Raw genomic sequence first — 14305 nt, forward strand, 5'->3', positions numbered from 1 at the left:
TCCGGGGCCCACCGCGCCTCACGCAATACCGCCTGAATCGATAACTGGACCCCGGAACAAGTCCGGGGTGACGAAGAAGGAATGACCATGGCTGAGGCCAAATACGACTATGACCTATTCGTCATCGGCGCTGGATCGGGCGGCGTGCGTGCCGCGCGCGTGTCCGCGGCGCATGGCGCCAAGGTGGCAGTGGCGGAGGAATATCGCGTCGGCGGCACCTGCGTGATCCGCGGCTGCGTGCCCAAGAAACTGCTGATCTATGGCGCGCATTTCGCCGAGGATCTGAAGGACGCCAAGCGCTTCGGCTGGAACGTGCCCGAGACGTACGACTTCGACTGGAAGGTGCTGCGTGACAATGTGATGGAGGAGGTCGACCGCATTAACGGCGCCTATACCAACACGCTGACCAACCACGACGTGGAGATCATTCCCGAACACGCGACGATCACCGGGCCGCACGGCATCAAGCTGGCCAGCGGGCGCGAGGTTACCGCCAAGATCATCCTGATCGCCACCGGCGCCAAGCCCTCGGTGCCCGATTGCGTCGGCGCCGAACACGGCATCACTTCCAACGAGGCATTTCATCTCGACGCCGTGCCCAAGCGCATCCTGATCGCGGGCGCGGGCTATATCGCCAATGAGTTCGCCGGCATCTTCCACCAGCTCGGCGCGCACGTGACGCTGATCAACCGCAGCGACGTGATCCTGCGCGGTTATGACGAGTCGATCCGCGATCGCCTGCTGCAGATTTCGATGATGAAGGGGATCGATTTCCGCTTCCATGCCGAATTCCAGGGCATCGAGAAGAATGGCGACGGGTGTCTGACCGTGACGATGTCGGGGCATGACCCGATCACGGTGGACTGCGTGATGTTCGCCACCGGCCGCGAGCCCAATACCGACGATCTCGGGCTGGAGAGCGCGGGTGTCAGCCTCGACGACAAGGGCGCGATCGTGGTGGACGAGGACAATCGCTCGACCTGCGAGAGTATCTATGCGGTGGGCGACGTGACCAACCGCGTGCAGCTGACCCCGGTGGCGATCCGCGAAGGCCAGGCGTTTGCCGACAGCGTGTTCGGCGGCAAGCCGACGCGCGTCGATTACGAGAATATCCCGGCCGCCGTGTTCAGCCATCCGCCGATGGCGGGGGTGGGGCTGACCGAGAGTCAGGCCAAGAACAAGCTCGGCTCGTGCAAGGTCTATACCTCGGATTTCCGGCCGATGAAGAACGTGCTGGCCGGGCGCAACGAGCGCGCGCTCTACAAGATGGTGTGCGACAGCGAGACCGGGAAGGTGCTGGGGCTGCACATGATCGGGCCCGATGCGCCGGAGATTTTGCAGGCCGCGGCGATCGCGGTGAAGGCCGGCCTCACCAAGGACGCGTTCGACCAGACGGTGGCGCTGCATCCGTCGATGGCGGAGGAACTGGTGCTGATGCGGTAGACGCCTGGCGGCCCGGACCTGGTCCGGGGCCCGCCGTGCCGGGCGCTCGGCGCGTGTCTCGCACACCAGCGAACGCCGCTCGGTGGACCCCGGACCAAGCCGGGGGGAACGAAAAAAGAAAAAGCCGCCGTCCCGTTGGGACGGCGGCCTTTTTAGTGTCCCCGAGGGACGCGCGATCAGAAGCTGAAGCGTGCGCCGATACGGATCAGATAGAGCGAGCGGCGGATTTCCAGCTGCTTGGCGTTAGGCTCGATGAAGTTCGAGTAACGGTACTGCACGCAAGGCTGGTTCGGTGCGCTGTTGATCTGCGCGCCCGTAGGCGCTGTACCTGTGGCAACCGGTGCCGAGAGGCACTGCACGCGCACCGCGTCTTCGACGAACGGGAACACCGCCTGACGGAAGCCACCCCAATTCTTGTTCAGCAGGTTGGGCAGGTTCTCGATATCGGCGAAGACCGAGATGCGCGAGTTGCCCACAAAGGTCGGCAGCTGCTGCTCAAGATGAAGATCGAGGCGGGTATATGCCCGCGACCGTGCCAAGTTGCGCGGTGCGATCTTGCCGCGGAAATCCTTTAGTTTGGTGTTGCCGATCAGGCCCTCGAGCGCGTTTTGCGTTGCCACGCTGTCATAGCTGACGATCGGGTCGGTCGTGCTGGTCGGCACGTACAGCAGGAAGCGATCGTCACGACCCGTAACACCGAACACAGCGCTCCGCGTCACGTTGGCGGCATCCTCCATCGTGAAGCTGTAAGGGCGACCCGCCTGGGTCTCGCCGAACAGCTGAATGATGGTCTTATAGTCACCGAAGAATGCATGGTTGAAGCCGGCACTATACTTGAACGACCACTTCACCTGATCGTTGGCGGTGCCGTAGGCGGCGCCGCTACCATCGAGGAACGCACCGTTGGCATAGTTGGAGCCTGCCGTCGACGAGGTTGCCGGGGCCTGATCCTTCACATCCTGGATGGCATAGGACAGACCGAGATCGAGACCGAAATCGAAGTTCTTTTCGACACGGACAACACCGATATGGCTGCGGCCCTTGCTGGAGTTGGTCAGCAGGATATCGGTGTTGGTGTTGGTGCCGACGAGCGGACCGTAACGGTCGCGACCGTCAGGCAGCTTGCCAATTACGGTAGAGCGCAGATCGGTGAAGAACACCGCGGCGTTAGTCTTGCTGAAATAGTAATCGGCGCCGAAGTGCCAGCCGCCGCCCAAGAAGTCGCGCGGCGTCCAATCGGCCGACAAGGTTGCCTTGGTGACGTTGGGGATTTCGAAATCCGGATCCAGCGCGTTGATATTGGCCAGGCCGTTTGCCCCGGTGTTGGGGATCTGCGCCTGCAAGCCGGCGGGGATCGAGGTGCCCGTGACGTTGTTGAGCAACGCCTGGCCTTGTGCCTCCGCAATGTTGGCACCGTTCAGCTGATAGCCAGTGGTGCAGGCCGTGCTGATTGCGCAACGCTGCACCGTCACCGAGTTGATCGAAACCCCGCCGATGCCCGCGCCGGCATTGGAATAGCTGTTCGACAAGTAGACGTCCGGCGTACCGCCGCCGAAGATGCCGGCGCCACCGCGAATCTTGAAATCGTCGATCGGTTCCCAATCGAAGCCAGCGCGCGGCTGGAACAGGCCCTTGCCCTTGATCGTGCTGGCGTTGGAGAAGCCGTAACGCGAGGTGAAGCCGGCATTGAGCGGCACTTGCGTTGGGGCGGCGAAGGTATCGTAGCGCGCACCGAAATTGACGTTCAGGCGATCGGTGACGGCAACGTCATCCTGAATGCCGAAGGTAAACTGCGTGTAGGTGAAATCGGCGGCTGCGTCATCCGGGTTGCCGGTCGCAGTGTTCTGGTACGTGACCGAGCTGGCGGTACGCGCCTGGAAATCGGCGATCGAGTCGAAATAGTAGTTACCCAACGTGTTCTGCAGGAACAGGTTGAAGATGCCGACCCGGTTCATTTCGCCGAACACGCGCAGGTCGTGCTTGCCGAGGTTGAGACGTGCCATGAGCGAGCCGCCATAGGTGTCGGTGTTGAAGACGTTCGACTGGGTCGAATTCTCGGTGCCGAGCGCCAGGATCGGGTTGTTCGAGCCGCACGAGGTGGGCGTGTCGTTGGTAGTGTTAGCGGGCGAGCCGATTGCCGAGCCGTTGGTCGCGTCGGTGCAGACGCGGAACTGCGACAGCGGCGCACCGCCGGCCGGACGGCCACGCTCGTAGCTCTTGTAAAGGAAACGCGCTTCGGTCGAGAAGCTGTCCGACCAGGTCGAGTTCAACTGAGCGATGCCCGCGCGGAGCAATTCAGTGCCACCATAGCTGTTCGATTCGAGACCGAAGCCCGGCGTTGACGAACTGGTGCTGACGTTGCCCTGGATCTGGTTCTCGTCATAGGCATTGATGTACGACACCGACAGACGCTGCTTGTCGGTGATGTTCCACGTCAGCTTGCCGACGAACTTCTCGTCCTTGTCCTGCGACAGGGCGAGGATGCCGCCTGCCTCATAGCCGTTATAGGTCGAAGACGCGGCGGCCTGCACGGCGCTGATCTGACCAGTGGTCAGGCCCGGGATCACGGTCAGCGCAGGCGAGAACGGATTGCCCTGCGTATTGCGTTCGCCCGAGATCATGAAGAACAATTTGTCCTTGATGATCGGACCCGACAGCGTCGCGCCGTAGGTCTCGCTCTTATAATCGAGGTTCGTATCGGTGCTGCCGATCTTCTCGCCCGACAGCCCATCGGTGTTCTGCGAGTAGAAGCCGGTGCCGTGGAACTTGTTGCTGCCGGTCTGCAGCACGGCATCCACGGCGCCGCCGAGGAAGTTGCCCTGACGCACATCGTACGGCGCAATCGAGACCGAGAACTGGCCGATGGAGTCGATCGGTACCGGGCCGCGGCGCGTTGGGTTGGCATCTGGGTTGAGGCCGAAATTGTCGCTGACGATCACGCCGTCGATCGAGAAGCGATTGAAGCGCGGATTGACGCCGGCAAAGGAGATCGAACGACCACCGGAGGCGGTGTCTTCCATGCGTGCGAAGGGATCGCGGCGCATGAGATCGCGAATGTCGCGGTTGACGGTCGCCACGGCGGCGATGTCCGTACGGCTCAGTACCGTCTGTGGGCCATCCGAGGTGGTGCCAGCGCCAGCAACCGACGATGCCGTGACGACGATGTCGGCCGTGTCGGCCGTGATCTCGACGGGAACGGTATATGGCTGGCCGACGATCGTGTTGATATCGGTGACGGTCGCGTTACCCTGAGCGCTCGTCACTTCAACGGTGTAGGGGCCGCCGGGAAGCAGACCGGACAAGCTGAACGAACCATCGGCGGTCGTCGTCGCAGTCGCGCGCGCGCCAGTGGCGGTATTAAGGACGACAACGTCAGCAGCGGCAACGGGGGCGCCATCTTGCGTTACGGTACCGCGAATCGTCGATGTCGTCTCCTGCGCCATCGCAGCAGCCGGGGCGAACAGCGCGATCGCCGCCACGCCGAGGAACAAATTGTTTCGCATGAAGTTTTCCCTGTTGAGCCTACGCGCCCGGTCCTGCGGATCGTTGTCCGTCGCAGGCGCCCCTGCGCTCCCTTTATTTCGGTTACATGACAGTTCGGCCACGAAGATAGGGTAGCGTGCAACGTTTCATACTGCGTTGCAAAATAGCATCACTTCAAACCGGGTAGGGTGGCACTGCCATCACGCCGCAGCGGCGACGATCTTGCCCCATTCTGCTTCGTCGATCACCTCAATGCCTAGCTCGGCGGCTTTTTTCAGCTTCGATCCGGCACCCGGCCCGGCCACCACCAGATCCGTCTTGGCCGAGACCGAGCCGGCGACGCGCGCGCCGAGCGATTCGGCTTGCGCCTTGGCTTCGTCGCGGCTGATCGTCTCCAGCGTGCCGGTGAACACGATCGTCTTGCCGTTGACGCGCGAGGCGCGCGTCTCGACCACGAAATCGGGCGGTGACACTTGGGCCATGAGATCGTCCCACACCGCGCGATTGTGCGGTTCGTGGAAGAAATCGGCCAGCGCATGGCCGACCGCGCCGCCGACATTCTCCACCCCGATATGATCGGCGATCGCCTTGTCGAGCCGGTTGCGCGCTTTCGGCGCGGTTTCGCCGAGCACCGCTGGATTGGCCTCACGCAGCGCGATGATCTGTTCGGCCAGCATGCGCACCGCCGCCAGCGTGACATAGCGTTTGAGCAGATCGCGCGCGGTGATCGCGCCGACATGGCGGATGCCGAGCCCGAACAGCAGCCGCGCGGCATCGGGCGTGCGCTTGGCCTCGATCGCCGCCAGCAGGGCATCGACCGATTTGGCCTGCCAACCGTCGCGGCCGACCAGCGCCGCGCGGTGCGCGGCGAGGCGGAAGATGTCGGCGGGTTCGGTGATCCAGCCGAGATCGAGCAATTCGACCAGCGTCTTTTCGCCCAGACCGTCGATATCCAGCGCGCCGCGGCTGACGAAATGCTTCAATCGCTCGAGCCGTTGCGCCGGGCAGATCAGCCCCCCGGTGCAGCGCACATCGACTTCGCCTTCCTCGGCCACGGCTTCCGAGCCGCAGCGCGGGCAGTGATCGGGAAAATGCCAGGCGGGGCGTTCCGTGTCGCGCGTGAGATTTTCGACGATCTGCGGGATAACGTCGCCGGCGCGCTGCAGGATGACGCGATCGCCGGGGCGGACGCCCAACCGCGCGACTTCATCGGCATTGTGCAACGTGGCGTTGCGCACCACCACACCGCCGACGGTGACGGGTTCGAGCTTGGCGACGGGGGTAAGCTTGCCAGTGCGGCCGACCTGGATCTCGATATCGTTGAGCGTCGTCTGCGCGCGCTCGGCGGGGAATTTGTGCGCGATCGCCCAGCGCGGCGCGCGCGCGACGGCGCCGAGCCGCGCCTGCCAATCGAGCCGATCGACTTTGTAGACGACGCCGTCGATATCGAACGGCAGATCGGCGCGGCCGGCTTCGATCGCGCGGTAGACGGCGAGGGCGTCCGCGGCGCTGTCGACGCGGGTGAAGGCCTCGGCGACGGGGATGTGCCAGCCGCGCACGGTGGCGACGACCTCGGCCTGCGTCTCGCCGGGCATGGTGCTGGCCTCGCCCCAGCCATGCATCAGGAAGCGCAACGGGCGCGCGGCGGTGATCGTGGCGTCCTTCTGGCGCAGCGAGCCGGCGGCGGCGTTGCGCGGGTTGGCGAACTGGCGCGCTTCCTTGGCGGTGCCTTCGGCCTCGGCGAGCAGGCGCGCGTTCAACTCGGCGAAATCGGCCTTGGCCATGTAGACCTCGCCGCGTATCTCGAAAATGTCGGGCGCGCCCTCGGGCAGCGTCTGGGGGATGTCGGCGATGGTGCGGACATTGGCGGTGACATCCTCGCCGACCTGGCCGTCGCCGCGGGTCAGCGCCTGGACGAGCGCGCCGTGCTCGTAGCGCAGCGAGCAGGACAGGCCATCGATCTTGGGCTCGGCGGTAAGCGCGACGGGCGCGTCATCGGCCAGGCGCAGGAAGCGGCGCACGCGCGCGAGGAACTCGTCGACCTCGGCATCGGTGAAGGCGTTGTCGAGGCTCATCATCGGGCGCGCGTGCGGCACCTTGGCGAGATGCCCGGCGGGCGCGGCACCGACCGATCGGCTGGGCGAATCAGCGCGAATCAGATGCGGGAAAGCGGCCTCGAGCGCGGCATTGCGGCGCACGAGCGCGTCATAGGCAGCGTCGGAAATCTCCGGCGCGTCATCGGTGTGATAGAGGGCGTTGTGCCGCGCGATCTCGGCGGCGAGCGTGGCCAGCTCGGTGGCGGCGGACTCGTCGGTATCGGGCAGGGGCACGCTAGCTTTCATGAGTGACGGCTAGCGGAGGGAGGGGGCGACGATCAAGCCGCCCGCGGTCAATCGACCGGACTAATCTTCATCTTCGCCAGGGAGGGCCTTGGCTTCCTCGTTGACGGCGCGACGGTCGGCGGTCTTTTCAGCGCGTGTGGCCATCTCGTCCCACGCCTTTGCGGCGCGTGTCCAGCGATCGCGGACATTATCGAGGGTCGCGGAATCGGCGTCGGTCTGAGCCTGACGGGCACGATCGCGATAGAAGATTGCGGTGGTATTCGTGGCGACTCTCCTCGTGTTCTGGCCGTGAAAGAGCGGCGGGCGCCGGATTGCTCCGGGCCCGCCAACATCAATCACGCAGAAGCGAGGTTCACAGCCGACATCTTGCCGCGGCGATCCTGCTCGAGCTCGTAGGAGACGCGCTGCTCCTTATCGAGCGTGCGCATGCCAGCAGCTTCAACAGCGCTGATGTGCACAAAGGCGTCGTTCCCGCCGCCTTCAGGCGCGATGAAGCCATAGCCCTTGTCCGCGTTGAAAAATTTTACGGTGCCGATCGGCATAGGTATTTCCTTGGGTAGAATGAAGCCGGGAAGAGAAGCCGAAAGCACCGTCCGGCTTCGGCCGGCGCTTTCGATAACGGTCGTATCACCGGCTCAAAGCCGATGATGGTACGAAAGAATACCCGACAACGCAGCAGAGCGGACATCGGTCCAGCTCGTGGCATTATCCGTCACCTGCGAGCAGGATATCGAGGGGCCAAGAACAGGCTCCGGGGCTTTGACAAGCGGGAGCGCGGAAAGTCTCTCAGCCGTGCGATGCTTGTGGGCGATGTCGCGCGATAAACGGGTTATAGCAGACATTTGCCGCGCTGTCGCATTGTTTCGGGCGGGGGATCACACTTCCGCGTAATGCGCGACATATGTGACTGGAAATTTAACCGAGCGGGCGATGAAACAGACCTGGTGGATCCTGGCGTGGATCGCATCGGCGGCGGCATGGTCACTCCCGGGGTCAAGCACGATGTGAGGGCGCAGCGTCACGCCAAGAAAACGGCCGGCACCGTCAGGGGTTGTCTCCCCCACGCCCAGCGGCTCGTCGCGATAGGCGCGGACGACGATGCCGGCGACGCTGGCATAATGTAAATACCACAGCATGTGGCAGGCGGAGAGGCTGGCGAGCAGCAGGTCCTCGGGATTGTGCAGCGTGGGATCGCCGCCGAGCAAGGGATCGTTCGAACAGTCGATCACCGGCTTGCCCGGCGTGGCAACGCTCCAGTTGCGATCATAGCCGCGATAGCTGCTGGTGCCGGTGCCGCGATTGCCGGTCCATTCGATCCGGCTCGTATAATCATGCTGGGACATGCCGGTATTTGGCTGCCGGGCGATCAGAACTTCGCGCCCGCCCGGATGCCGATCGTGCGCGGCGTGGAAACGACCGTGTAATTGCGCTGCCCGCACGATCCACACGCCTGGTAGCGCGACAGCTCGGCGCGCGTGTCGCCGACATTCTGCACGAACAGTTCGAGTGTATAGCGTGGGAATTCCGCACCGATCGAGACATTGCCGGTGGTGAAGGCGCGGAGGCGGCCTTGCGTGGCAGCAAAATCGACGCGGATGTCGGTGGAGGCCGAGCTTTGATAAGCGACGAGCCCCTGCACATAGGCTTTGAAATCGCCGATCGGCATGGCGTAGCGCGCCGTGCCGTTCAGCTTCACCTTGGGGGTGATGGGCAGACGCGTACCGGCCGGCGCGGAGATCGAGTTGTCCTCACCCGTGCAGGTGAAGGTCTGGTCGTCGATCGCGCAGAGATTGTCGCGCGTCTTGGCATCGGTGTACGATCCCGCGGCCGTCAGCGTCAGGCCGCCGGTGACGAAATTGGCATCCGCTTCGGCGCCACGAATGCGCGCATTGGGGCCGTTATGGATTTCGGTGAAGCTATTCGCGCCCAGGAAGCTGAACTGGAAGGCGTCCCAATTCTGCTGATAGATCGCGCCGTTCAGGCGGAGTGCGCCATCGAGCAGCGTGGTCTTCGCGCCAAGCTCGTAATTGGTCAGGAAATCGGCGGCATAGGGCAGCACGTCGGCACGCCGGTTGATCCCGCCGGGGCGGAAGCCGCGTGACCAGGTGCCGTAGAGCAGCACCCCATCGGTTGGTTTCCAGGTGAGATTGAAGCGATAGGTGCCGCCCTGGCCCTCGGTCTTTTTGGGCACCAGCCGGTTGCCCGAAAACGTCGCGAGATTGGTGCAATACGTGCCATCGACCATCCCGGGCAGCAACGTGCCGCCGGGATTGTCACGCAGCAACTGGCCGGTGGTGGTGTAGCAGCCGGCGACGCCGGTGCGCGAACTGCCCGCACCGTTATAAGGCGGCCCATCGGGATTGCGCCCGAAGCCGAAGAAACCGATCAGCGAATTGTCGTAAATATAGGCGCGGCCGCCCGCCGTAACGGTCAGATTGGGCAAAATGTCGAAGGCGGCTTCGCCGAACATGGCGTAATCCGTGTCGGCCCGGAACTGCTTGGTAAACCACAAGGTGCCCGGCCGATCATTGACCGAAACCGCAGCCCCAAGATTGGCAACGGTATAATCCTGGAAGATGTCGTTGGTCTGGCGTTGATAGAAGGCGCCGGCGAACACGCGGAAGCGCGCATCCTGCGGCGAGGAAACGCGGAATTCCTGGCTCAGTTTCTTGAAGTGATCCTCGCCGATGACGAACTGGCGCGAATCGATCGTCTGGCCGACCGCGTTCTGAAAATAGAAATACCCGGCGAGCCCGCCGACCGAGCTGTAGAGCGAATCATAGGCCTCGGAATAGTCGGTATAATCCGTTTCCGAACGCGTCGTGCGATCGAGATAGGCGCCGGCATAGGTGACATCCCAATTACCGACCTTGCCCTCGATCGTCAGCGCCGCTTGGACGAAACGCTCCTTGCGGTTGTCGGGGAAGAAGCGCTGCACCTGCAGATCGCCGACGGTCCTGTCATAGCCGAAAATGCCCTTCGACTTCATCTGCTGGTAAATGACGGTGGGCGTGACCGTCCAGTTATCGTCGAGATCGACCTTCAGCGCGGCGCGGCCGCCATAGACTTCGTTGGTGTTGAAATTCTTCTTCACGAACGCGGCATTGTCGACCGTGCCGGTATAGCCGGGCGCAAGCGGCGCGGCAGGGGCCGAGACATCGAAGTTGCGCGTGCCGGCCACGTTATCGATATAACCCGCATCGCGCTGGTAGAAGCCGACAACGCGCAGCGCCATCATCTCCGCCAGCGGCAGATTGATATAACCTTCGAGCTTGCCGCCTTGGCCGCCATGCTCGACCGTGTTCACTTCCGCATCGATGCGACCGGAGAAATCGTTCAGATCGGGCTTGTTGGTGATGATGCGGATCGTGCCCGCCTGGCTCGACGCGCCGTAGAGCGTGCCCTGCGGGCCGGCGAGGCTTTCGATGCGCGCAATATCATAGACGTGCACGTCGAGCGTGCCGCCGATCGTCGTTACCGGCTGTTCGTCGAGATAGACGCCGACCGAGGGCAGCGAGCCCGAATGGTTGCCATCGCCGCCCGACGCCACACCGCGCATGTAGACGGTCGTCTGGCCCGGCTGGAGGCTTTGGAACGCGACCGAGGGCAGCAGCTGCGAATATTGCGCGAAATTGCTGATGTTGAGCTGATCGAGCTTGCGCGTGCCGAGCGCCTGGATGCTGATCGGCACATCCTGGAGATTTTCCTCGCGCTTCTGCGCGGTGACGACGATGTCATCGACTTCTTCGGCGAACGGCGCGGTGGCGTCGGCCGGCATGTCCTGCGCGAGCGCGGGGGCGGCAATCCAAGTGGACGCGAGCAACGCGGCCAGCACGGCGTGGCGCTTGGTAACGTGCATCTCGAATTCCCCCGTGTAGTATTCCCGTCACACAGCGTGTTCGCGCCTGCAGCATCCGTCAACGGGGTGGCGCGAAACCTTTCATTTCGATCGCACATCGTGGCGAATGTGCAACAGTCAGATGGCTGGCGGAGCCGAGGGGTAACAATCTAACGTTTGGCCAAGGGCGGCCTTGAGCGGGCCGAGATAGGATTCGAATGCTTGCCAGCCTTCGGTGCCCGCAGTGAAGATCGGCTGTCGGACCTGTTCGGAACTGGCGGTGCGCACGGCGCGGTCGGTCTTGTGGAAGTCGAGGCAGGCCGGGTCGAACGCCAGCCCGCACGCGGCGAGCAGCAGGCGCACCTGCATCTCAGTGTTGGCGACCATGTCTTCGTAGAATATACGGTGGACGCGGCCGGGTAGCACCGCATCGACATGCGCTAGCAGGCGGACATAGTCGCGATAGTAACGCCCCATGTCCTCCTGCGCGTAGCTGAACGCCTGACCGCGCGCGAAATGCTGTTTGTAATTGGAGAAGCAGCAGCCGAGCGGGTGGCGGCGTGCGTCGATGATCCTGGCGTTCGGGAGGATGAGGTGGATGAAGGGTAGATGCGCCCAATTGTTGGGCAGCTTGTCGATGAAAAAGGGGCGGTCGGTGCGGCGCTGGACGCGCGTACGCTGGATATAATCGTCGCCGAACGCACGCAATTGATCGGGCGACAGTGCGGCGAGATCAGCGCTGGCCTGGCGGGCGAGGACGGGGATGTCGGGGAGTTCCGACGTCCCTTCGACCAGCGGATGGCTCGACAGGATCTGCTCGACCAGCGTGGAGCCGGCGCGGGGCATGCCGAGGATAAAGATCGGGTCTGCTGCGGCGCTGCCGACGCCGCCGCGCGCGGCAAAGAATTCGGGGGTGCACAACGCGATACTCTGATCGACGAAGCGCTCGGTCTCGCCCGCATCATAACTGATCTTGGTGCGGCGGAGGGCATTGCCGGCGTCGTAATGGGCGAACGCCTGTGGCGCATCGCGCTGGTCCTCGAACGCCTTGCCGAGTGCGAAATCGAGATGAAAGCGATCCTCGTCGCTGATGTCGGTGCGCGCCAATTGCGCCTCCATCGCGGCAATATCGGCGGTGTCGAATTTTACGGTCTTGAGATTGGCCAGGCTCCACCAGGCTTCGCCGAGTTCGGGCGCAAGCGCGATCGCCTTGCGGTACGCCGCAACTCCGTCCGCCTGGCGACCCACCGTTTTCAGCATGTGGCCGAAGCTCATCCACACTTTGGGCTGGCGTGGCGCGTCCTGCAGCACTTGCTGGTACAGTTCGATCGCTTCGTCGAACCCGCCGATGCGGCCCAATGCCGCGGCCTTGAGATTGGCATGGCCGGGATTGTCGGGGTCTTCCTCCAGCACGCGATCGAGTTCGGCGATCGCTTCGCTGGGGCGGTTCAGACGGTATAAAACGATGGCGAGATTGGCGCGCGCGGCGGTGAAATCGGGCGACAGCTCGACCGCGCGGCGCAGCAGGTTTTCGGCATCCTTGTAACGCCCGATACGCCCGGCGAGCTCGGCCAGCATGCGCATCGCGCGCACGTCGAACGGGTCGGCCTTGAGATGACCTTTCAGCAGCGGCTCGGCATCGGACAGGCGATTGTCGTGCAGCGCGAGCGCGGCATCGATCAACGGCTGCGGGTAATGACGGTGGGGAAGCGCGACGATGGTCATGGCAGTGATATTGAACGCGAATGCGGCGGAAGGGAACGGGGTGTACCGGAAGCTGCGTGGGCCGTTGCCCGACAGGGCTTCCGATTATGGGGCTTCGATCATAAGGCGGCGCATGAGCACTGACGCGCGCCCGTTCGGTTTCTGGACCGCCACCGCCCTGATCGTCGGCAGCATGATCGGATCGGGCATCTTCCTGCTGCCCGTGGCGATCGCGCCATATGGCTGGATCGGGGTGATCGCCTGGCTGGTGAGCATCACCGGCGCGGTGATGATCGGTTATGCCATCGCGCGACTGGGGCAGAAGATGCCCGAACAGACCGGCGCGGTGGCGATCACCGCCGCGGTGCTGGGGCCGTGGGTCGGCGTGCTGGTCGGCTGGGCCTATTGGATTTCGACCTGGACGACGATCGCCGCGATCGCCGGCGCGGCGGTGAGCTATCTCGGCGTGTTCGGGCCGTTGCTGATCGCCACGCCGCTGAACGGCGCGCTGGCCACGATCGCGCTGATCTGGCTGTTCACCGCGACCAATTTGCTCGGCGCGCGCGCGGCGGGGCGCGTACAGGTGGTGACGACGTTGCTCAAATTGCTGCCGCTGATCGCGGTGGTGGCGATCCTCGCCTGGTTGGGCGTGACCGGTCAGGCGCACGCACCCGCCTGGCCGGGAACGAGCGCGGGCTATGGCGGGCTGACCGCGGCGGTGACGCTGACGCTGTTTCCATTGCTCGGCTTCGAATGCGCAGGGATGATCTCGGAACGCGTGCGCAATCCCGCGCGCACGGTGATGCGCGCGACGATGGTCGGCACGGTGGTCACCGGATTGCTGTATATCCTCGTCAGTTCGGGGATCGCCTTTGCCATCCCGGCCGAGCAGGTGGCGGCATCGTCGGCGCCGTTTGCGCTGTTCGTCGAGACGTTCTGGGGGCGCGGGGCGGGGCTGTTGGTGGCCGCCTTCGCCGCGCTGGCGGCGATCGGCGCGCTGAACGGCTGGGTGTTGTTGCAGGGCGAAGTGCCGCTGGGTATGGCGCGCGCCGGGCTGCTGCCGGGCTGGTTCGGGCGGGTCAATATGCGCGACGTGCCGGTGCGCGTGCTGCTGCTGTCGAGCGTGCTGTCGAGCTTGCTGGTGCTGTCGACGGCGAGCCGATCGTTAAGCGGTGCGTTCCAGTTCGCCGCGTTGCTGACGACGTGCACGGTGCTGTGGCTGTATGCCGCGATCTGCGTCGCGGCGCTGCTGCGGCGCGTGGCCGTGCTGCCGGCGGGGCTGGGGCTGGCGTTTACCGGCTGGGCGATGGTTGGGGCAGGGTTGGAGGCGAGCGGCTGGGGGCTGGCGCTGACGCTGACCGGGGCGCCGGTTTATTGGTGGGCGCGGCGGGGGGCGGGCGTAGCCCGAGCCGTCACCCGGGACTTGGTCCGGGGTCCGCCGGGCGACGTGTGATGCCGTCGAGAATGGCGCGGCCAGGCTGTGCTTGAACGCTTA

At 64.2% G+C, this 14305-nt stretch carries 9 protein-coding genes; 2 read left to right on the top strand and 7 right to left on the bottom strand.

What is annotated here, in order from left to right; all coding sequences use genetic code 11:
- Positions 1-87 precede the first annotated feature (87 nt).
- Positions 88-1443, top strand: a complete 1356-nt coding sequence (gene gorA, locus ABC969_RS07160) for a glutathione-disulfide reductase (RefSeq protein ID WP_345863999.1) — start codon at positions 88-90, stop codon at positions 1441-1443.
- A gap of 176 nt (positions 1444-1619) precedes the next feature.
- Here the strand turns inward: gorA and ABC969_RS07165 are convergent, their stop codons facing one another.
- The 7 genes from ABC969_RS07165 to ABC969_RS07195 form a co-directional block, all read right to left on the bottom strand.
- Positions 1620-4946 carry a TonB-dependent receptor plug domain-containing protein gene (locus ABC969_RS07165; RefSeq protein WP_345864000.1) on the bottom strand — a complete coding sequence of 1109 codons (3327 nt, stop codon included), beginning with the start codon at positions 4944-4946 and terminating at the stop codon, positions 1620-1622.
- Positions 4947-5126: 180 nt separating this feature from the next.
- Complete coding sequence (gene ligA / locus ABC969_RS07170; protein WP_380808224.1) at positions 5127-7268, bottom strand: NAD-dependent DNA ligase LigA; 2142 nt, start codon at positions 7266-7268, stop codon at positions 5127-5129.
- Between the two features lie 60 nt (positions 7269-7328).
- Positions 7329-7607, bottom strand: coding sequence for a hypothetical protein (locus tag ABC969_RS07175; RefSeq protein ID WP_345864002.1), 279 nt, complete (start codon positions 7605-7607; stop codon positions 7329-7331).
- Positions 7604-7810, bottom strand: coding sequence for a cold-shock protein (locus ABC969_RS07180; RefSeq protein ID WP_034159288.1), 207 nt, complete (start codon positions 7808-7810; stop codon positions 7604-7606). Before ABC969_RS07180 ends, ABC969_RS07175 begins: the two co-directional genes overlap by 4 nt.
- A gap of 333 nt (positions 7811-8143) precedes the next feature.
- A complete protein-coding gene (locus ABC969_RS07185) occupies positions 8144-8611 on the bottom strand; it encodes an OsmC family protein (RefSeq protein WP_345864003.1) in 468 nt (155 codons plus the stop codon).
- Between the two features lie 23 nt (positions 8612-8634).
- Positions 8635-11127 carry a TonB-dependent receptor gene (locus tag ABC969_RS07190; RefSeq protein WP_345864004.1) on the bottom strand — a complete coding sequence of 831 codons (2493 nt, stop codon included), beginning with the start codon at positions 11125-11127 and terminating at the stop codon, positions 8635-8637.
- Positions 11128-11244: 117 nt separating this feature from the next.
- Entirely contained in the window at positions 11245-12831 is a 1587-nt protein-coding gene (locus ABC969_RS07195) for a tetratricopeptide repeat-containing sulfotransferase family protein (protein WP_345864005.1), read from the bottom strand.
- A 112-nt stretch (positions 12832-12943) separates the two neighbouring features.
- Between ABC969_RS07195 and ABC969_RS07200 the strand changes: the two genes are divergently transcribed.
- Entirely contained in the window at positions 12944-14263 is a 1320-nt protein-coding gene (locus tag ABC969_RS07200) for an amino acid permease (RefSeq protein WP_345864006.1), read from the top strand.
- Positions 14264-14305: the final 42 nt, after the last annotated feature.

Origin of the sequence: Sphingomonas qilianensis (genome assembly GCF_039614825.1) — a bacterium.
Classification (GTDB): domain Bacteria; phylum Pseudomonadota; class Alphaproteobacteria; order Sphingomonadales; family Sphingomonadaceae; genus Sphingomonas; species Sphingomonas qilianensis.

Coding starts and splice junctions, on each gene's coding strand:
- gorA (WP_345863999.1), top strand. CDS start 88: ATGGCTGAGGCCAAATACGACTATGACCTATTCGTCATCGGCGCTGGA.
- ABC969_RS07165 (WP_345864000.1), bottom strand. CDS start 4,946: ATGCGAAACAATTTGTTCCTCGGCGTGGCGGCGATCGCGCTGTTCGCC.
- ligA (WP_380808224.1), bottom strand. CDS start 7,268: ATGAAAGCTAGCGTGCCCCTGCCCGATACCGACGAGTCCGCCGCCACC.
- ABC969_RS07180 (WP_034159288.1), bottom strand. CDS start 7,810: ATGCCGATCGGCACCGTAAAATTTTTCAACGCGGACAAGGGCTATGGC.
- ABC969_RS07185 (WP_345864003.1), bottom strand. CDS start 8,611: ATGTCCCAGCATGATTATACGAGCCGGATCGAATGGACCGGCAATCGC.
- ABC969_RS07190 (WP_345864004.1), bottom strand. CDS start 11,127: ATGCACGTTACCAAGCGCCACGCCGTGCTGGCCGCGTTGCTCGCGTCC.
- ABC969_RS07195 (WP_345864005.1), bottom strand. CDS start 12,831: ATGACCATCGTCGCGCTTCCCCACCGTCATTACCCGCAGCCGTTGATC.
- ABC969_RS07200 (WP_345864006.1), top strand. CDS start 12,944: ATGAGCACTGACGCGCGCCCGTTCGGTTTCTGGACCGCCACCGCCCTG.